We start from the raw sequence: 18844 nt of genomic DNA, 5'->3' as shown, positions 1-18844 counted from the left end.
CCACGTCGGCGGTCGGTCGCGGCCCATCACACCGCGTGACGACCACGCTGTCCACCGGTTTATGCCTGGTGGCCCGTCTAGTGCAGATGCACTATGCTGGGGGTTCACGGTTGAGCCGTCAGCCGCTGCCGGACGTTCCCGCGCTCCGGGCCGGCAGGCTGCCTTTGGCATCCCGTCCCGAACGTCCGGTTCGCCCCCGCTGCCCGAGGAAAGGGTGTGCCGCGATGGTTCCCGAACCACGCTCGGCCGACCACGAGCTCGTCGGCCGGTTGACGGTCGGCGGCCACATGTCCGTGCGCGTGCGCCACCCCGCCGCGCGCACCGTCTTCGTCGAGGTGTCCGGCGAAGTCGACCTCGGCACCGCGCGGAAATTGGACGAAGTCCTCCAGTCCCGCGTCCACGTGCCGGTCGAAGAGGTCGTCATCGACCTCTCCGGGGTCACGTTCTTCTCCGTCGCCGGCCTGAACTCCCTGCTGCGGGCTCAGCTGCTCGCCGACGCGACCGGCGCGCGCCTCAGCGTCGAAGCGGGGCCGTCGCGCGCCGTGCGGCGGTTGTTCACGCTGCTCCCGACGGACTTCGACAGCGTCGCGGCGAACGTCCGGCCGTGACCGCTCAAGCCGACGGCGGACGGCCCAGCCGCCGGACGGCCTCGACGATCGCCGTGTTGGGCGCGCCCTTCACCAGGTACTCCGTGACGCCGGCCGCCGCGAGTCCCGCGATCGAAGCCCGGTCGGCGTAGGCGGAGAACGCCAGGATCGCCGTGCCCGGGCTGCACCGGGCGATCTCCCGCGCCGCCCGCGCGCCGCCCCCGCCGGGCATCCGGACGTCGAGGACGGCGACCGCGGGCCGGTGCCGCTCGGCGAGCCGGATCGCCTCGTCGGCGTCGGCCGCCACCGCCACCACGGCGATGTCGGGCTCCTCCTCGAGGACCTCCTTCAGGACGTCGCGGATCATCACGTCGTCGTCGGAGATCAGCACCCGCAGCTCGGTCATGGTTCGAGTCCCGTCACGTCGGGCAGCTTCGGCAACCAGCACTCCACGGTCGTGCCCTGTCCGGGCGTGCTCGTCACCGAAAGCCAGCCGTGCGCCGCCTCGGCCCGTTCGTGCATCTCGACCAGCCCGAAGTGCCCCGAGCCCGCCTCGCCCGCGGCCGCGCCGATCCCGTCGTCGGCGATCCGCAACCGGGTTCCGTTGTCCACTGTGGACAGCGTGACGTCGATCCGGGTGGCCCGGGCGTGCTTGTGGACGTTGCTGAGCGCTTCCTGGCAGATCCGGTAGGCGGTGGTCGCCGCTTCCGGGGACGGCTCGTCGGTGAGCTCGTCGCGCACCGAGTGCGCCAGTTCCCACCGGCCCGCGACCTCCTCGACGTAGGCCGAGATCGCTTCGACGAGCCCGTGGTGGTCGAGCTCGGGTGGCCGCAGCCGGGACACCAGGCCGCGCAGCCGGGCGATGGCGGCCTGCACGGACTCGTCGAGCCCGCCGACGGCGGCCGCGGCCGGTTCCGGCAGCCGGGAAGCGAGCAGCTGCAGGCGCATGCCGACGGCGACCATGGACTGGATCGACTCGTCGTGGACGTCCCAGGCGATCCGGCGCCGCTCCACCTCCTGGGCCTCCACGAGGTGCCCGACCAGCCGGCCGCGGTCCCGCAGGGCCTGCTCGGCGTTGCGGCGCTCGGTCATGTCGCGGGTGACCTTGCCGAAGCCCTGCAGCCGGCCCCGGTCGTCCAGCAGCGCGGTGATCACCACGTTGGCCCAGAACCGGGTGCCGTCCTTGCGGACCCGCCACCCCTCGTCTTCGAGCCGCCCCTCCGCGGCCGCCACCTCCAGTTCCCAGGCCGGTTTTCCGGCGGCCACGTCTTCGGCGGGGTAGAACACCGAAAAGTGCTGCCCGATGATCTCCTCCACCCGGTAGCCCTTGATCCGCTCGGCGCCGGCGTTCCAGCTCGAAATCCGCCCCTGCGGGTCCAGCACGAAAATCGCGTAGTCGACCACGCTCTGCACGAGCAGGCGGAACCGTTCTTCGCTTTCCCGCAGGGCGACTTCGGCCGCCCGGCGGTCCGACACGTCGCGGGTGACCTTCCCGAAACCCTTCAATTCACCCCGATCGTCGTACAGCGCTGTGATCACCACGTTCGCCCAGAACCGGGTGCCGTCCTCGCGGATCCGCCACCCCTCGTCCTCCAGCCGCCCCTCCGCGGCCGCGACCTCCAGCTCCTTGGCCGGTTTTCCGGCGGCCACGTCTTCGGCGGGGTAGAACACCGAAAAGTGCTGCCCGATGATCTCGTCCGCCCGGTAGCCCTTGATCCGCTCGGCGCCGGCGTTCCAGCTCGAAATCCGCCCCTGCGGGTCCAGCATGAAGATCGCGTAGTCGAGCACCCCCTGCACCAGCAAGCGGAACCGGTCGTCGTCCATGCCGCAACTCTGCCGGATCGCCGCCCGCCCGGCACGGCGCGGCCCGCGGCGCTCACCCGGCGAGTTCGGCCGAAGCCGCTGGCAGCGCGCACCAGACGACCTTCCCGCGGCCGTGGCGCGCGGTCCCCCACGCGGAGGAGAGCCGCTCGACGAGGGTGAGGCCCCAGCCGCCGTTCGCACCCGCTGGCCGGCGCACGGGTGGCGCCGGATCGTCGTCGAAGACCTCGATGCGGAGCTGCCCGCCGGCCAGCGCCAGCCGCAGGAGCGGGCGGCCGACGCCGTGGCACAGCGCGTTGGTCACGAGCTCGGTGACGAGCAGCTGCGCGTCGTCGACGGCGGTGCCGCTCGCCCACGCGCGCAGCGTCAGCCGGGTGAACCGGCGCACGAGGGCCAGTCCGCCCGCCGAGCCGGTCACGGCGCACTCCGCGGTGAGGGGGGCATGGACGTCCACGCCCTCCAGCCTCGTCGACCGCGCGGGCCCGCACGAGATGCAAACCCGTCCTCCGCGGTTAGTGCAGCTGCATCAGCCGATGAGCCCTTCCCGGCGGGCCACGGCGACGGCTTCGAGCTTCGAGCGCGCCCCGAGCTTTTCCAGCACGCGCTGGACGTGGTTGCGGGTGGTGTTGCGGGACACGCCGAGCCGCAGGGCGATCTCGTCGGTGGTCGCGCCTTCGGCGAGCAGGTCGAGGGTTTCGCGCTCACGCGCGGTCAGGGCCGTGCCGACCGCGGGGACGCGGCCGGTGAGCCGGTCGAAGACACCGGGCAGCAGGCCGGCTCGAAGACCACGGCGCCGGCGGCCACGTCCCGGACGGCGGACTCCAGCACGCCCAGCTGCGACGACTTGAACAGCAGCCCGGCACCGCCCGCCTTCGCCACCTGAGCGGCGATCGCCGGCGTCGCGTCGCCGGTCAGCACCAGGACGCGGGCACCGCCGGCCGCGAGGTCGGCGATGACGCCGAGCGCGTCGCCGTCGGACAGGCGCCGGTCCAGCAGCACGACGTCCGGGTGGTGCTCGCGGGCGTCCGCCAGTGCCTCCGTCCGAGAGCGGGCGCGGCCGACGACGGTGATCCCGTCGGCGCGGTCGAGGGCCTGCTGCAACGCCTCCGCCACCATGTCGTGGTCCTCCACGAGGAGGACGCGGACGGGGTGGGGCGCATCGGCGGTCACGGGCTTCCTTCCGGGGGGGGGACGGGGTTCGGCCGCCTCATCCTAGGTGCCCGGGGCGGTCGCGTCCTGTGATCACCAAGTAGCGGAGCTCGGCCGCAGCAGTCCTTCCGGGCCGGTGACCGGCAGCCGGTCGACGAGGTCCTCGTGGTGCCCGGCCCGCCGGAACACCGGCGGCGGGAACGCGGCTGCGGGTGGCCCGGCGACCCGTAGCGCTTCGAGGAACCCGGCGACCGCACGCGGCGGCGGCACGACGTCGGCGCCGCCGAGGTAGCCGAGCACCTTCCCGGTGCCACCGCTCGCGGGTTCGATCTCCGCCGCCCAGCCGTGCACCTCGTCCCAGATCAGGGCCAGGTCGTGCGCGGGCAGGTCCGGGAGCGTGCGGTCGAGGGCGACGTACCCGGAGCTGGGCACGTCGAGGTCGAGCGAACACGACTCGAACCCGACGCCGACGGCGCGGGCGACCCGGGCCAGGTAGGTCCGCAACCCGCGCGCGAAGTGGTATTCGATGTCCTTGCCGAAGCCGATGAGCGCGTTCATGGTCCCGCCTCCCGGCCCGGGTTACCCCGTCGGGTGAACGATCACACTTTCGTGGTCACTCTTCGATCGCACCGCCGACGGCCCGCAGGTGCGCGCGGAACGTCAGGCCCGGATCCGCTTCCCGCGCGGCGAGGAATTCGGCGAAGCGCACCTGCTCCCGCAGCGGCTCGCCACCCCGGATCCGGTCGGCCTGGCGGCGTTCGGTGTCGCGGATCGCCTCGGCGAGCGCGAACAGCTCCTCGGCGCGGTCGAGCGGGACGAACAGGACGCCGTCGTCGTCACCCAGCACGAGGTCCGACGGCCCGATCCGCCAGGTCCCGACGATCGCTTCGGCCAGCCCGCCGTCGACGCGCGGGCCGAGGTTGAGCGGGCCGGTCGGGAGGGACCCGAGGCTGAACACCGGGAGCCCGATGGCCCGGATGTCCGCGGTGTCGCGGTGCAGGCCCCAGATCAGCACCCCGGACAACCCGGCGGCGCGGGCCTCGAGCACGACGAGGTCACCGACGCAGGCCTCGTCGAGGCGGCCGCCGTTGTCGACGACCAGCACACCGCCGTCCGCAGCGGTCTCGAAGGCTTCCAGGAAGACGTCGACGCTGCCGACGTGCCGGGCCGGGACGGCCGGCCCGAACAGGCGGCCGCCGGGCACCACCGCGCGCGTCGCCGCCGGGGCGCAGCGCACCGGCAGCCCGGCGCGGATGCAGGCGTCGGCGAGGTGGGCGGTGGTCAGCGTCGCGAAGCGCCGGCTCAGTTCCATTCCCTGACTTTAGTCAGGAACCCGGGTCCTGGCCACGGGTTTCGGCGGTCAGCCAGGCGAGGTATTCGGCGCTGCCGCCGACGATCGGCGTGGCGACTACCTCCGGCAGGTCGTAGCCGTGCAGTTGTCGCAGGCGTTCGGTCAGCGCGGGGACGAGGGCGGCGGTCGTCTTGATCTCGACGCGCCATTCCTGATCCGTTTGCACGGCTCCTTCCCAGCGGTAGACGCTGGTGATCGGGCCGACGACCTGGGCGCACGCCCCCAGCCGTCCCGCCACCGCCTGGGTGGCGAGTTCCCGCGCCGCCGCTTCCGAGTCCGTCGTGGACGTCACGATCACGTGCTCCGCCGCCATGCCGCGAGGTTACCGGCGCAGGCGCCGCATCGCGGCGGCACCGAGCGCGGGCCCGACCGCGAGCACGGGCACGGCGGCCCGCCACCCGACGGCGTCGGCCAGGAGCGGCAGCAGCTGGATCGTGCCGGCGCTGAGCAGGAACCCGAACGCCGTCATGGCGGTGAGCGCGGTCCCGACGTACCGCGGATCGGCGGTCTCGGCGAGCGCGGCGGAGAACTGCCCGGAGTCGGCGATCACGGCGACGCCCCAGACCAGCAGGAGGACGGTCCCGGCGATGGCGGCGGAGAGCACGGCGCAGCCGGCGCTGACGACCATGGCCCCCATCGCGACGACCGCCCGGCCGCACCGGTCCGAGAGCGCGCCGCCGAGCAGGCACCCGGCCGCTCCGCAGACGCCGATGACGACGAAGGCGGTCACCCCGCTGGGCCTCCCGGTCGCGGCGAGGTAGGCGGGCAGCCACGCCCACAGCGCGTAGAGCTCCCACATGTGCCCGAAGTAGCCGAGGCACACCAGCCGTTGCCGCCGGTCGGCCACCATCCGCAGCAGGTACCGCGGGCGCCACGGCGGTGAGGGCGCTCGATCCGGGCCCTCGCGGACGAAGAGGGCCGACACGGCAGCGCCGATCGTCGCCAGCGCGGCGGCGCAGAGGAGGACGGCCCGCCAGTCGAGCGGTGCGAGGAGGTTCGGCAGCGCCGAGCCGACGGTCAGGGCGGCGAGGAGTGCACCCAACGCGAGCCCGCGCTTCCGGGGGAACCACGACACGACGACCTTCATGCCGACCGGGTAGACCCCGGCCAGCGCGAAGCCGGTGGCGAACCGGAGGGGGACGACGAGCCCGTGCGCACTCCACGGCAGGACGGCGGTGGCGAGCGCGGCGAGCACCGCACCGGCCGCGACGAGCGTGTGAGGAGGGATCCGGTCGGCGAGGTTCAGTGCGGCGGAGACGACGGCGCCACCGGCGAACCCGACTTGGACGGCGGCGGTCAGCAGGATGGTGTGCTCGCGCGAGAGCCCCCATTCGGCACGCAGCGCGGGGACGACGGCGGAGGCGGAGAACCAGACGCTCATGGCGCAGACCTGCACGGTGGCGAGGAGCGCGAGCTGCCCGGCCGCGGTGGAGGGTCGCGGCGGGGCGGACCGGAGGAAGATCACCCGGTCCAGTTGCGGGTGGCGAGAGGTGCTGGTCAACGGCGGGATGCGGGACTTCACTCCATGGGCTGGAAAATCTCTCACATCCTGGGCGGGGGAAGGCTGGGCAAGGTCGCAAAGCCCCGACTGGAGGCGGCGGGTTGTCCGGCCGGGCCGCCGCGATCCGATCGCCACAAGGCACCGATGCGGGCCGCACGCAGCAAATCGCCAGGCCCAGCGCCGACGGCGGACCGCCCCGCCGGCCGCCGCGCTTCGATCGCCACAAGGCACCGGTCCGGGCCGCACGCAGCAAATCGCCAGGCCCAGCGCCGACGGCGGGCCACCCGGCCGGCCGCCGCGATCCGATCGCCACAACCAAGACACCGGTGCGGGCCACACGCAGCAAGCCGCCAAGCCCGGCGCCGGGCCTGACACCGGCCAGGCCCGGCGTTGGCTGCGGATCGCCCTGCGCGCCTGCCGTGCCTGCGTGCCTGCCTGCCCGCCTGCGTGCGTACGTGCCCCTGCGTGCGAGCCCGCCTGCCGGGTCGCCGCAGCCAAGCCGCGGGGCGGGTGGGCTCAGGTTGTCGGGGTCGCCGTCGTTGTCGGAGTCGTGGTGGTCGTCGGCGTCGTCGTCTTGGTCGGCGTGGTCGTCCTCGGCGGGGTCTTCCGGCGCGTCGTGGCCGCCGGGTTCGTGTGTGGCGGCGCTGCCGTCGCGTGCGTCGTCTGTGGGGTCTCCGCGGGTGGCAGCGTCACCAGCGACGCCGTGTCGCTCGCCGGGCTGGTCGACGGTGGTGGGGTGCTTCCCGACGGGCCGCCGCCCGAACTGCTGACCGCCACCGCGACCCCGCCGATCGCCACCACCGCTACCGCGCACAGGCCCACCACCACGCCGCGGCGGGAGGCTCGGCGGCCGGGGCCGGCGGGCTTCCCGCGTCCCAGCGCCGGCGGCGGTGCGCCCGCGCCGAACTCCGGCACGGCCATCGCACGAGTTTCCTCGCGGGGCAAAGGGACTACGGGCGCCGGGACCGGGGGCTGGACCACGGCCGACCGGCCCGAAGCCAGGGCCGCCGCGCCCAGGGCGACGCCGTACTTCGGGTGGATGTCCACCGCCGTCGGGCGGCCGAGCTCCGCCGAAACCAGCTGGGACACCAACGGGATCCGGGACGAGCCGCCGACCAGCAGGACCGTGCCGAGGTCGGCCGGGCGCAGGTTCGCCGAACGCAGTGCGCGGTGCAGCGAACCCAGCGTCGCCGTGATGGACGGGCGGATCATCTCCTCGAACTCGCCGCGGGTCAGGCGGACCTCCGTCTGCACCGACGGCAGCAGCACCGGAACAGCCACTTCCGTGTCCGCCGACAGGGCTTCCTTCGCCAGCACGCATTCCTGCCGCAGCCGCACAACCGCCGCCACCGCGCCCGGGTCGTCCGGGTCGATCTGCGACAGCCGGCCCTCCAGCGCCCGGTCGACGTGGCCGAACACCGCTTCGTCGAAGTCGACCCCGCCCAGGCCCTCGATGCCTTCGGGCGTGCCGAGGATTTCGAAACCCCCGTTGCGCTTCCGCAGCACCGTCGCGTCGAACGTGCCACCGCCGAGGTCGTACACCGCGACGACGGCACCCTCCTCGAGCCGCTCCTGGGCCGCGTAGTGCGCCGCCGCGGCTTCGGGCTCGGTGATCAGGCCGACGTGGTCGATCCCGGTCAGCTTCGGGACCTGCGCGAACAATTCCCGCTTGTACGGTCCCCAGTTCGCCGGGTGCGTCAGCGTGATCCGGTCCGGACGACCGCCCTGCTGGCCGGCGACCGTCCGGACCACGTACCCGAGCAGGTGCGCCATCAGCGACGCCACCGAGTGCGGCGCGCCACCGAGCAGCACCGGCGTCGGATCGCCCAGGCGCCGCTTGAACTCCCGCGTCACGCGGTCGGGTTCGACCGCCGCGCGCCGGCTCGCCGCGTCGCCGACCAGCACGCTGCCGTCGGGCCGCAGCAGCACCACCGACGGGATGGCCGCCGTGCGGTCGCCGAGTGACACCATTTCGACGTGGCCGGCCCGGTCGACGGCGGCGGCCGTGAAGGTCGTGCCGAGGTCGATGCCCAGTCCGTAGCCCATTTCAGCCTCCGCCGTCAGCGTGCGCGTGGTCGAGGACCACGTGTTCATCAGGAACCGGTTCACCCGGGTGGTCTTCGTGCAAGTGGTCTTCGTGTGCCTGGTCCTCGTGCCGCACGGGCAGCTCCACCGGCGGCGGGCCGGGCGGCTCCTCCGCCACCGGCACGGGATCCGGGTCGGAGTGCCGCGGCGGCTCGAACGGGTGCTCCGCCGCCGCGGGGTGCGCGTGACCGCCCGTGACTTCGCCGGCGTCGTGGTGCGCCGGTTCGCGTTCGGCGGCGAAGCTGTGCCGCGGGACCGGGTGCTCCGCAAGGGAGACCGAGGCCGCCAGCGTGGTCTCGGCGGCCGCCGGCGCGGCGTCCACTGTGGACGGCGTCCTGGCGAACGTCACGACCGGCGTGGGCGGTGTCCCGGGCAGTGTGGGCGCCGGTGCGGTGACCTGCGCGGTCACCGTGACCCCGCGTCCCTTGTCCGTGACCACCTCGGTCTGGTGGATGGCCGGCCCGGCCGGCTCGCCGAACGGGTCGTCGGCTTTCGCCTGCTCCTCCACGGTGATCCCGACCTCGATCCCGGGCGGCCCGGTCCCGGCTTCGTCAAGGACGACGGTCTCCTCCTGGAACACCTCGATGTCGCCGTGCCCCGGCGCGTCGGGGGTGAGCTCGTAGCTCAGCGAACCCTCGTGCTCGACGGTGATCGAGCCGTCCGGGTTCTCGTGGATCACGATGCCGGCGTCCTGGACGACGTCGATGTCCGTGTCCCCGGGAGTCCCGTCGCCGGGCACGACGAGGTGCTGGTGGTCGGTGTAGACCTCGTCGCGGCCGTGGTTGTGCACCACGAACCGCTCGGTCGCGTCGATGACGAAGTTGCCGAACTCGTCCTCGTGGACCTCGATCTGCTCGAACTCCTCGACGGTGGGCAGGTCCGCCAGCGGCACGCCGTCGGCGGTTTCCGGGTGCCAGACGGTTCCGGTCCGCGCTTCGACGTGGCCGTCCTCGCCGCGGGTGACCGTGCTGGTCTCCACCTCGGGGACGTACTCGTGGGCGGGGACGTCGTGCGCGGTCTCCGCGGCGACGGGCTGCGACGCGGGTGGCGGGGGCGGCTGCGGAGCACCGGAGGTGAGCGCGTTCCCGACCACTTCCGACGCGACGGCGCCGGCGGCGGCCGTGACGGCCTTCCTGATCTTGCCCTTCGGCTGGTCGGTCACGACAAGACCTCCGCCCTGGCTTCGCTGAGCAGGATTCCTTCGCACGTGCGGACGAGCACGCGTGCCGCGTCGCGGACGTCGCGCGGGGAGGCGGGGTGCTCGGCGCGCCGCTGCCACCTCAGCAGCTGCGCGCCGAGCGCCTGCCGGATCGCGGTGCGGCCCGCGTCCCCCGGCAGCCCCAGCCGGCTCGGCACGTCCACGCCGGTCGCGCCGAGCAGGCGTTCCGCGTCGCGGGCCTCGTCGGTGGTGAACAGCACGACGCCGAGCCGGATCGAGTCGATCAGCTGGATCTCGGCGAACTCGTGCGCCCCGGCGACGATCCGCTCCCATTCGTGCAGCAGGCCGCCGGTGCGGTCCGGGTAGGCGCGCAGCACGTGTTCCGCCGCCTGCAGCGCCGACCGCGCCTTGAGCACGTCGGCCCGCGCGGCGAACTGCGTCGTCAGCAGCGATCGGAGGCGGTGCAGACCGCTGCGGGCCAGCAGCTCGCCCGACAACGCCCGCGCGCCCGTCACCAGCTCGTCGCGGACCAGCTCGACCGCCAGCCGCGCGCCGAACAGGCCGTAGCGGGCGAGGAGCTCGGCGCGTTCGGCCGGCGGGACGTCCACATCGGACTCAGCCGCGGCGAACCGGTCGGCCGAGGTCAGCAGCCGCGCCACTTCGGCCTCCGGCGCGGCCGCGAGCCGCCGGAACGCGCGGAACTCGGACTCCTTGAGCGTCGCGGCGGAGCTGGCCAGCAGGCCGGCCACCGGGACCACCGTCTGGCAGAGCCCGCGCACGCGCGAGTCGCGGGCGTAGCGGGCGGCGATCTTCGCCGCCGAATCGAGCGCGTCGGGCCGGGCGTGCCCGACCTCGTCGGCCCGCGCCAGGACGCCGATGGTGTTCACCGGGCGCCGCTGGGCCGGGTCGTCGTGGAAGGCGTCGAGGAAGCGGACGTCGTCGCCGTGCACGTGGCGCATCAGGTACACCACGGCGTCCGCGGTGCCCACGCCGTCGCCCTCGGGGACGAGCGCGGCTTCGGTGCGCCCGGAGACCTCCGCGCGGGCCGATCCCAGCCCGGGCGTGTCGATCAGCGTCATCGCGCGCAGTGCGGGCGACGGCCAATCGACGACGAGCCGGTCCACGTCGTCGGGCGCCATGCCGAGTTCGAGGCCGAGGGTGCCGGACAGCCGGCCGAAGGGCAGCTGGCGCGGCATCCCGCGGACGGGGTGCAGCACGATCCGGTAGGTCGGGCCGTTGCGGTACCAGGTGACGACCCGGGTGCACTCCCCCGCGTCGGTCGCCGCGAGCTCCTGCCCGACGAGCGCGTTGAGCAGGGTGGACTTGCCGGCCTTAACGCGCCCGGCGATCGCGACCCGCAGCGGTTCGGCGAGCCGGCCGGCGATCTGCCGCAGCTGCGGTTCGGCGGGCGTACCCGCGTAACCGGCGCACGCGCGGGCGACGAACCCGCGGACCTGGAGGTAGAGGGGGATCATCTGGCCACCGCCTTGGGCTTGGGCGCGCTGCGGACGGTGAGCTCCTCGGCGCGCCGGCCGAGCACCTCGAGGGCTTCGATGTCGGCTTCGAGCCGCTTGAGCTCGGCCGCTTCGGTGTCGACGTCGACGACGGCCTTCTTCGCGTTCGCCAGCGCTTCGGTGAGGGACCGCTGGAGTTCTTCGACGCGCGCGCTGTAGGCGTCGCGGAGTTCTCTTTGGACGGTCCGCATCGCGTCGCGGGAATCCTTGCCGACCTGGAGGTTGAACTCGTCGACGAACCGGCGCACCGCCGTCTTGGCCAGGCCGCGGCGTTTTTCCAGCTGCCGCTTGCGTTCGTCGAGGAAGCCGGAGCGGCCCATGAGCAGGCCGGCCGCCACCCCGAACGGCGTCGGGATGGCCAGCGCGGCCATCTTCGTGAGCATGGAGAACATCAGGAAGCCGCTGTAGGCCTTCTGGAACGCGGCCATCCCGGTGGTACCGCGGGTCTTGACGCCGGTGAAGGACGCGTCGATGTCGATCTCCTCGACCACCCGGACCGGCGCCTGGATCTCACGCGGCAGCACGGCTTGGGACTCGGCGAGCTCGAAGTGGTCGGCGACGCGGCCGGCCAGTATCCTGGCGTGTTTGACGAAGGTCGCGTAGTTCTCGAGCGTCTCGTTCGCCAGGCGCTGCCGCAGCCACTTCTCGAACTCGGCCCAGTTCTTGGCCGGGTCACCGTCCTCGATGGCCTCTTCGGCTTCGTGCAACACCCCGCGAGAGCGGGCGCGCAGGTCGTAGTCCACATCGGACGAAATGTCGGCGAAGCCGTCGAAGAGGAGCTGCTGCCACTTGGCGGACTGGCTGCGCAGCGCGTCGACGCGGTCGTTGACGCGCCCGAGCTCCGCGACGAGCGCGGCGGACTGCTCGGGGTGCGCGAGCGCGGTGCGGCGGGCGCGCAGGGTGGCGTGCAGCTGCCCGACCGCGGACCCGACGTGCAGGCCGACGGCGTTGAGCGCCGACCGCTCGGCGTCCCCGACCACGCCCTGCAGGCACTTGACCAGCTGCGGGAAGCCGGACTCGACGTTCAGCTCCTGATCGGCCGAGCGGGCGGCGACGGTGCGCAGCTCCGAGGAGACGGCGACGGTGTCGATGCTGATGCCGCACGCCGCGAGGTGGCCGGCGTTGAGGTCGAGGATGCGGCGCCACTGCGGGTAGAGGTCGATCTTGGTGAGGACGAAGAAGACGCTCGGGCAGAGTTCCTTCACCGTCCGGAGGAACCGCAGCTCGGCGGCGGTGAGTTCCTGGGAGGCGTCCGAAAGGAACAGGACGGCGTGCGCCCGCGGGAGCGAGCTGACCGTGACGGCGTTGTGCAGCGAGCCGAGGCCGCCGACGCCGGGGGTGTCGACCAGCACCAGCCCGCCGGACAGCAGCTGGCGGCTGATCGACGCGGTGACGGACTTGAGTTTCCGCAGGTTGCCGGGATTCCCGGCTTCGCTGACGTGGGACGGAAGGTCTTCGAGGGAGATCCGCTCGGTCCACGGCGGCGACGACGGATCGGCCGGCTCGTAGGTCGCCAGAGCCCCGGACTCCGGCGCGAACCGGACGACCGTCGGCACCGCGGTCGCGATGTCGTCGTCGACCGGGCAGATCTTGGCGGTCAGCAGCGCGTTGATGAGCGAACTCTTGCCCTGCTTGAATTCCCCGACGACGTAGACGGTGACGTCCGGTTCGGACAGCAGGCGCCGGGCGTCGGTGAGGCGCCGGACGAGGTCGTCCCGCCCGTAGGCCGTCGCGCCCTTGACCGCGAGGTCGAGGGTGTCGAGAGCGATGCGCCCCCCGCCACTCGGCTCCTGCATGACCGCTCCTCGTGCTTACCGCGCCGGCTCAGTAGTGCTCGACGTCGTGGTGGTGGTCGGCGTGGTGGTCGTGGTCGTGACCACCGTGGTGGTGCTCCTCGTGGCCGCGGTCGTGGTGCTCGGTGGCGGCCTGTTCGTTGAACTGGTTCCCGCCGTGGTGGCCCTGGGCCTGCTCGTTCTGGAAGATGTTGCCGTGGCCGCCGGTGGAGGCCTGCTCGTTGAACTGGTTGCCGCCGTGGCCGGAGCCCTGCTGGTTCTGGAAGATGTTGCCGCCGTGGCCGCCGGTCGAGGCCTGTTCGTTGAACTGGTTGCCGCCGTGACCGCCGGAGCCCTGCTCGTTCTGGAAGATGCTCCCGTGACCGCCCGTGGAGGCCTGTTCGTTGAACTGGTTCCCACCGTGCCCACCCGAGCCCTGCTCGTTCTGGAAGATGCTCCCGTGACCGCCCGTGGAGGCCTGCTCGTTGAACTGGTTCCCACCGTGCCCACCCGAGCCCTGCTCGTTCTGGAAGATGTCCCCACGGCCACCCGTCGAGGCCTGCTCGTTGAACTGGTTCCCACCGTGACCGCCCGAGCCCTGCTCGTTCTGGAAGATGTCCCCACGGCCACCCGTCGAGGCCTGCTCGTTGAACTGGCTCCCACCGTGCCCACCCGAGCCCTGCTCGTTCTGGAAGATGCTCCCGTGACCGCCCGTGGAGGCCTGCTCGTTGAACTGGCTCCCACCGTGACCGCCCGAGCCCTGCTCGTTCTGGAAGATGTCCCCACGGCCACCCGTCGAGGCCTGCTCGTTGAACTGGCTCCCACCGTGCCCACCGGAACCCTGCTCGTTCTGGAAGATGTCCCCACGGCCACCCGTCGACGCCTGTTCGTTGAACTGGTTGCCCCCGTGACCGCCCGAGCCCTGCTCGTTCTGGAAGATGCTCCCGTGACCGCCGGTCGAGGCCTGCTCGTTGAACTGGTTGCCGCCGTGGCCCGCGCCTTGCTGGTTCTGGAAGATGTCGCCCCCGCGACCGCCGGTCGACGCCTGCTCGTTGAACTGGTTCCCACCGTGGCCATCGGAACCCTGCTCGTTCTGGAAGATGTCGCCTACGCCGCCGGTGGAGGCCTGCTCGTTGAACTGACCGCCGCCGTGACCGCCCGAGCCCTGCTCGTTCTGGAACACATCACCGTGGTGGCCGGCTGATGCCTGTTCGTTGAACTGGTTGCCGCCGCGGCCGGAGCCCTGCTCGTTCTGGAAGATGTCCCCGCGACCGCCGGTCGACGCCTGCTCGTTGAACTGGTTGCCCCCGGAACCCCCGGACCCCTGCTCGTTCTGGAAGATGTCCCCACGACCACCGCCCGTCGAGGCCTGCTCGTTGAACTGGTCGCCCCCGGAACCCCCGGACCCCTGCTCGTTCTGGAAGATGTTCCCCGAACCGCCCGTGGACGCCTGCTCGTTGAACTGACCGCCGCCCCCGGTGCCCTGCTCGTTCTGGAAAACGTCGCCCGATGAAGTCGTCATCGTGTGCACTCCTGACATTCGGATCGGTGAAGCCCGTGCCCCTCCGTTGTCATCCAGTCTTGGGCCCGGAACCGCTCCGGTCATGAGTAGCGGCCTACTCGGCTTCACCGGACCCCGCACCGCCGGCTACCTACGGGCCGGCCGAAGCGCTACTCTCCGGCTCCGGTTGCCCCACCACCGAAGCCAGCTCGCGCCGTCCCGAAATACCCAGCTTCGCGTAGACACCGTGCAGCACGTTGTCCACCGTCCGCACCGACACCACCAGGCGGTCCGCCACCGCGCGGCTCGTCAAGCCCGTCGCCACCAGGCGGGCGATCTCCAGCTCCCGGACCGTCAGGTCGAGCGGGGTGTCCAGCGACGCCAGCGCCGGCGTCGCGGCGTCCTCACAGGACACCAGCCACGACTGTGCGCGCTGGGCGGCACCGACCGCGCTCCCCAGTTTGCCCGCCGCCCGGTGGGCCCGGGCCGCCTCCGCCGCTGCCTCCGCCGCGAGCAGGCGCGCCCCGATGTCGGCGAACGCCGTCGCCACCGCGTCCAGCGCGACCGCGTCCCCTGAGGACAGCGCCCGTGCGTGCGCCGAATAGCACGCCACCAGCGGACCCTCCAGGTCCGAACCGAACGAAGGGACGCCGAAGCGGACCACGTCGTGCCGGATCTCGGCCGCGATCGCCGACCGGCCCGTCGACTCCGCCTCGGCCGCCGCCTCCGACGCCAGTGCCGCCGCGCGGGTCAGCTCGCCGCGGGATGCCGCTGTCCAGGCCGCCGCCCAGCGGCCGAGCGGGCCCGGCAGGTCCGCCTCCACGACCTGCCCGGCCATCGCCGACGCCCGGGCCAGCGCGCCCAGGACCGCGGGACGGAACTCGTGCGGCTGGTCGTGTCCCTCCACCGCCAAGGCTTCGCGCAGCCGCCGGATCGCCCCGCGCACGTTCCCGTACGCCAGCGCGACCGTGCCGAGGGACGCCGCCGCGGCCGCCAGTGCCGGGCCCCAGCGGTCGCCGACCGCGTCCCGGTAGTCCTCGCCCGCCAGGTCCTCGGCCTCTTCCAGCCGGCCCGCCCGGCACAGCGCCACCACCCGCGCGTGCTCCAGCCGGACGCGGGCGCCCGGCGCGGACGCGTCGGCGACCGCGATCGCCAGTCCTTCCTCGACGACGCCGAGGCACGCCTCCGTGCGGCCGGACTCGGCCAGCGCCCCGGCCGCCACGACCAGCGCGCCGAGGCGCAGCGCGTCGCCGCGGGGGTTGCGGTCCAGCACCGGGCCGAGCAGGTCCAGCGCCGCGCGGCACGCACCTTCCGCCGCGCGCAGGGCCGCACGGGCGACCACCAGTTCGTCGGCCGGGCCGGACACCGCCGTCTCCGCCGTGTCCAGGACGGCTTCCGCCTCGGCGAAGCGGTTCAGGCCGAACGCCAGGTTCCGCGCCCGCGTCCCGGCGACCCGCGCGTGCTGGGCGTCCGACACCGTCTCACCGGCGAGCTCCGCCAGCAGCGCGTCGGCGTCCGCGTGCCGCCCGCCCGCGATCCGGACCTGGGCCAGCAGGTACTTCCCGGCGAACCCGCCGCCGAGCCGGACGGCTTCCGCGGCCAGCTGCTCGGCCTGCGGGAAGTCCTTGCGCAGCAACGTCTCCGCAGCTGCGCGGACGAGCTGGGGGTCGGTCGGCAGCCCGGCGGCCAGCCGCCAGCGGACCAGCCGCGGCTTGTCCTCGGCGCGCCGGGCGCCGGTCATGTCGAGCGTCCTGGCCAGGATGCGGTAGGTGTCGCGCTGCCGCAGCGGCGACGTCCGGCGCCGGATCACCTCGGCGTAGAGCGGGTGCGCCAGGCGGACGTTCAGCCGCCGCCCGGTGCGTTCCGAAACGACGAGCCCGGCCCGCTCGGCCGCCGCGAGGACGTTCGCGGCGCCCAGCCGGACCAGCGGTTCGCAGCCCAGCGGCCCCCCGAACGCCAGCAGTTCCAGCAATCGGCGTTCGTCGGCGTCGACGCGGTCGGTGCGGGTTTCGATCAGCTCGACCAGCCTCGGGGTCGCGGTAAGCGCGCCGCTCCACCGCCACAGCCCGTCCGTGGCCGCCAGCGAACCGCTGTCGAGCCCGCCTTGGACGAGTTCGCGCAGGAACAGCGGGTTCCCGAGGCTCAGGTGCCACAGCCGGTGCTCCGCGCCGTCCTCCAGCCGCCCGCCCAGCGCCGCGGTGATCAGCTCGATGGTCTGCGCTCGGCTCAGCTCGCCGACGTCGAGGCGCTCGGCGACGCGGTCCTTCCACATCGCGAACACCGGGTCGGGCACGCTCACGCCGTGCGGCGCGATCACGATGACGAACGCCGACGCCGTCGCGGCCAGCTGGTGCACCAGGGTCGCGGACAGGTCGTCGAGCAGGTGCGCGTCGTCGACGCAGAGCACCAGCCGCCGCCCTTCCGCGCCGCGGGTGAGGTGACCCGCGACCTGGTTCAGCCGGTGCGCGCGGTCCGCCGTGCCGTCGGCGCTGCCTGGCAGGAGGTGGGCGAAGGCGCCGAACGGGATCGTCGACGCCGACGACATCGCGCGCACCCAGTGCGTGCGCGCTCCGCCGGCGGCCAGTTCGGCCAGCAGCACCTTGGCCAAGCGGGTCTTGCCGGCGCCGGCGCGCCCGGTCAGCAGCAGGCCGCACACCTCGGCGTCGGCCAACGCCCGGCGCGCGAACGCCAGCTCTTGTTCGCGGCCGACCAGCGGCCAGTCGTTCGCCACACCCACTGCCTCCCCACCCGCGCACAGCTGTTCTCCGGATAATGACAACGAAGGGGCCCGCCAAGTACCCGAATGCGCGAAGCGATTTGGCATAATTCGCCAAGCGGCTCGACAAACCCGACACATCGGACACTTGATCTGCTATTCCGTGAGCATTTTCCGGGTATTATCCCGACACCGTGATCAACCGTTTTCACGGAATTCAAGACAACCACTCGCACAACGGCCAGGATGGGCACACCCCGTTCCCCGACGTGAGGACCCGAGGATGATCCGCCTGCCCGCACTGGCCGTCGCCGCGCTCACCACCACCGCGCTGCTGACCGGCACGGCCCACGCCGCGAGCCCGCCGTTCACCGCTTCGGTGTTCCGGGCGACGCACAACAGCTATTCGGGCACCGTCGACGGCGCCAAGAACTCGATCGCCTACCAGCTCGACCACGGCGTCCGGTTCATCGAGCTCGACGTCCACGACAACGGCTACGCGAGCACCCACGACTACGGGGTCGGCCACGACTCCCCCGGCAACCTCGTCGACCACAGCGGCGGCAACCCGGCGTCGAACGACCTGCGCGACTGGCTGACGGCGGTGAACACCTGGTCGGCGCAGCACCCGGCCGCCGCGCCGATCGTCGTCATGCTCGACCTCAAGGACAACCTGACCGACAACCCCTCGTTCGCGGCGGGCAACCTCACCGCCGTCAACCAGGAGCTGGAGTCCGTCTTCGGCAGCCGGCTGCTGCGGGCGCAGGACTACCCCGCCGGGCAGCCGACCGTGGACGCGCTGCGCGGGCGTGTACTGCCGCTGCTGTCCGGCGACGGCACCAGCCGCGCCGAGTACAAGAGGGACGTCGGCTACCACCCCGCGGTCGCGCTCAACGGACGCGGCCAGCTCGTCGAGGTGCACGACTCCGGCGGCGGCGCGCTCTGGTACTGGACGGGCACCTACGGCGCCGACGGCCGGGTCACCTGGCTGCGGCACGGGAAGTACGACAGCGGGCAGACCCCGGCCGTCGCGCTGAACGACAACGGTGACCTCGTCGAGGTCCACCAGTCGCAGACCGCGACCACGCTCTGGTACCACGTCGGCAAGCTCGGCGCGGACGGCGAGCTCACCTGGCAGGCGTCCCACCAGTACGACAACGGCGTGCAGCCGACCGTCGCGTTCACCGACGCGACGCACCTGCGGGAGATCCACCAGAGCCAGAGCGGCAGCCAGAACTGGAACTGGACCGGCACCCTGTCGGCCACGACGGTCGCCTGGACCGGCAACGCCAAGACGTCCGACGCGCGCTTCGCCAAGGACACCGCCACCAGCGGCTCCCGGCGCGTGCGGGTGTGGACCGGCGCCGACGGGCCGACGCCGTCGAACACCCTGCGCGCGGACACCGCGAGCGTCACCGGCGACCGGATCCGCTACCGGCAGGTCGCGTTCGACGAGTTCCAGCAGGGCGACAGCGCGGAGCTGCAGCAGGGCGCGCTGTTCTACGGAGCGCCCGCGACGGAGTCGGCGTTCATCACCTCGGCCCGCCAGTCGGGCAAGCTCGTCCGCGGCTGGGACTTCGACTCGGCGAGCCAGGCGACGACGCCGCTGGCGAACTACCCGGCGACGAACCACCCGTACGACGCCTGGTACCAGTCGCTGCTGACCGGCGCCGCCGAATAGCCGTCAG

The 18844-nt window shown here is 72.9% G+C and carries 15 protein-coding genes and 1 pseudogene; 2 read left to right on the top strand and 14 right to left on the bottom strand.

Annotated features, from left to right (window positions below; all coding sequences use genetic code 11):
• The first annotated feature begins 224 nt into the window (after positions 1-224).
• A complete protein-coding gene (locus tag ACLJQM_RS40670) occupies positions 225-608 on the top strand; it encodes an STAS domain-containing protein (RefSeq protein ID WP_360770667.1) in 384 nt (127 codons plus the stop codon).
• 4 nt (positions 609-612) lie between these two features.
• On the opposite strand, the gene ACLJQM_RS40665 is transcribed toward ACLJQM_RS40670, so the two are convergent.
• The 14 genes and pseudogenes from ACLJQM_RS40665 to ACLJQM_RS40600 form a co-directional block, all read right to left on the bottom strand.
• Entirely contained in the window at positions 613-993 is a 381-nt protein-coding gene (locus ACLJQM_RS40665; RefSeq protein ID WP_360770664.1) for a response regulator transcription factor, read from the bottom strand.
• Positions 990-2411, bottom strand: a complete 1422-nt coding sequence (locus ACLJQM_RS40660) for a PAS domain S-box protein (protein ID WP_410635668.1) — start codon at positions 2409-2411, stop codon at positions 990-992. The genes ACLJQM_RS40665 and ACLJQM_RS40660 overlap by 4 nt, the downstream gene beginning before the upstream one ends.
• 52 nt (positions 2412-2463) lie before the next feature.
• On the bottom strand, positions 2464-2862 hold the full coding sequence (locus ACLJQM_RS40655) for an ATP-binding protein (protein WP_410635667.1): 399 nt from the start codon (positions 2860-2862) through the stop codon (positions 2464-2466).
• A 72-nt stretch (positions 2863-2934) separates the two neighbouring features.
• Positions 2935-3524: pseudogene (locus tag ACLJQM_RS40650) on the bottom strand (LuxR C-terminal-related transcriptional regulator).
• 126 nt (positions 3525-3650) lie between these two features.
• On the bottom strand, positions 3651-4115 hold the full coding sequence (locus tag ACLJQM_RS40645; protein ID WP_247023008.1) for a DUF6292 family protein: 465 nt from the start codon (positions 4113-4115) through the stop codon (positions 3651-3653).
• Positions 4116-4170: 55 nt separating this feature from the next.
• Positions 4171-4869 (bottom strand): RraA family protein, encoded by a 699-nt coding sequence (locus ACLJQM_RS40640; protein WP_410635666.1) that lies wholly within the window; start codon positions 4867-4869, stop codon positions 4171-4173.
• A gap of 13 nt (positions 4870-4882) precedes the next feature.
• The gene (cutA, locus tag ACLJQM_RS40635; protein WP_410635665.1) at positions 4883-5221 is read right to left on the bottom strand and encodes a divalent-cation tolerance protein CutA; all 339 of its coding nucleotides are present in this window, start codon (positions 5219-5221) and stop codon (positions 4883-4885) included.
• 9 nt (positions 5222-5230) lie between these two features.
• Entirely contained in the window at positions 5231-6409 is a 1179-nt protein-coding gene (locus ACLJQM_RS40630) for an MFS transporter (protein WP_410635663.1), read from the bottom strand.
• A gap of 516 nt (positions 6410-6925) precedes the next feature.
• Positions 6926-8455 carry an Hsp70 family protein gene (locus ACLJQM_RS40625; RefSeq protein WP_410635662.1) on the bottom strand — a complete coding sequence of 510 codons (1530 nt, stop codon included), beginning with the start codon at positions 8453-8455 and terminating at the stop codon, positions 6926-6928.
• Position 8456: 1 nt separating this feature from the next.
• On the bottom strand, positions 8457-9656 hold the full coding sequence (locus ACLJQM_RS40620; protein WP_410635660.1) for a hypothetical protein: 1200 nt from the start codon (positions 9654-9656) through the stop codon (positions 8457-8459).
• The gene (locus ACLJQM_RS40615; protein WP_410635659.1) at positions 9653-11128 is read right to left on the bottom strand and encodes a dynamin family protein; all 1476 of its coding nucleotides are present in this window, start codon (positions 11126-11128) and stop codon (positions 9653-9655) included. Before ACLJQM_RS40615 ends, ACLJQM_RS40620 begins: the two co-directional genes overlap by 4 nt.
• Positions 11125-12963 carry a dynamin family protein gene (locus ACLJQM_RS40610; protein ID WP_410635657.1) on the bottom strand — a complete coding sequence of 613 codons (1839 nt, stop codon included), beginning with the start codon at positions 12961-12963 and terminating at the stop codon, positions 11125-11127. Before ACLJQM_RS40610 ends, ACLJQM_RS40615 begins: the two co-directional genes overlap by 4 nt.
• Positions 12964-12991: 28 nt before the next feature.
• Positions 12992-14461 carry a hypothetical protein gene (locus tag ACLJQM_RS40605; RefSeq protein WP_410635655.1) on the bottom strand — a complete coding sequence of 490 codons (1470 nt, stop codon included), beginning with the start codon at positions 14459-14461 and terminating at the stop codon, positions 12992-12994.
• A 130-nt stretch (positions 14462-14591) separates the two neighbouring features.
• A complete protein-coding gene (locus ACLJQM_RS40600; protein WP_410635653.1) occupies positions 14592-17171 on the bottom strand; it encodes an AAA family ATPase in 2580 nt (859 codons plus the stop codon).
• Between the two features lie 268 nt (positions 17172-17439).
• Here ACLJQM_RS40600 and ACLJQM_RS40595 point away from each other — a divergent pair, with 268 nt between their 5' ends.
• Positions 17440-18837, top strand: a complete 1398-nt coding sequence (locus ACLJQM_RS40595; protein WP_410635651.1) for a hypothetical protein — start codon at positions 17440-17442, stop codon at positions 18835-18837.
• Positions 18838-18844: the final 7 nt, after the last annotated feature.

The sequence above is a fragment of the Amycolatopsis sp. cmx-4-83 genome, from assembly GCF_046548815.1.
Taxonomy (GTDB): Bacteria; Actinomycetota; Actinomycetes; order Mycobacteriales; family Pseudonocardiaceae; genus Amycolatopsis; species Amycolatopsis pretoriensis_A.
The sequence above is the reverse complement of the archived record's forward strand: the minus strand, read 5'-3'. Positions and strand labels throughout refer to the sequence as shown.

What these genes read in the sequence shown, in the direction of transcription:
- ACLJQM_RS40670 (WP_360770667.1), top strand. Translation starts at nt 225, where the DNA reads ATGGTTCCCGAACCACGCTCGGCCGACCACGAGCTCGTCGGCCGGTTG.
- ACLJQM_RS40665 (WP_360770664.1), bottom strand. Translation starts at nt 993, where the DNA reads ATGACCGAGCTGCGGGTGCTGATCTCCGACGACGACGTGATGATCCGC.
- ACLJQM_RS40610 (WP_410635657.1), bottom strand. Translation starts at nt 12,963, where the DNA reads ATGCAGGAGCCGAGTGGCGGGGGGCGCATCGCTCTCGACACCCTCGAC.
- ACLJQM_RS40605 (WP_410635655.1), bottom strand. Translation starts at nt 14,461, where the DNA reads ATGACGACTTCATCGGGCGACGTTTTCCAGAACGAGCAGGGCACCGGG.
- ACLJQM_RS40615 (WP_410635659.1), bottom strand. Translation starts at nt 11,128, where the DNA reads ATGATCCCCCTCTACCTCCAGGTCCGCGGGTTCGTCGCCCGCGCGTGC.
- ACLJQM_RS40645 (WP_247023008.1), bottom strand. Translation starts at nt 4,115, where the DNA reads ATGAACGCGCTCATCGGCTTCGGCAAGGACATCGAATACCACTTCGCG.
- ACLJQM_RS40625 (WP_410635662.1), bottom strand. Translation starts at nt 8,455, where the DNA reads ATGGGCTACGGACTGGGCATCGACCTCGGCACGACCTTCACGGCCGCC.
- ACLJQM_RS40640 (WP_410635666.1), bottom strand. Translation starts at nt 4,869, where the DNA reads ATGGAACTGAGCCGGCGCTTCGCGACGCTGACCACCGCCCACCTCGCC.
- ACLJQM_RS40660 (WP_410635668.1), bottom strand. Translation starts at nt 2,411, where the DNA reads ATGGACGACGACCGGTTCCGCTTGCTGGTGCAGGGGGTGCTCGACTAC.
- ACLJQM_RS40595 (WP_410635651.1), top strand. Translation starts at nt 17,440, where the DNA reads ATGATCCGCCTGCCCGCACTGGCCGTCGCCGCGCTCACCACCACCGCG.
- cutA (WP_410635665.1), bottom strand. Translation starts at nt 5,221, where the DNA reads ATGGCGGCGGAGCACGTGATCGTGACGTCCACGACGGACTCGGAAGCG.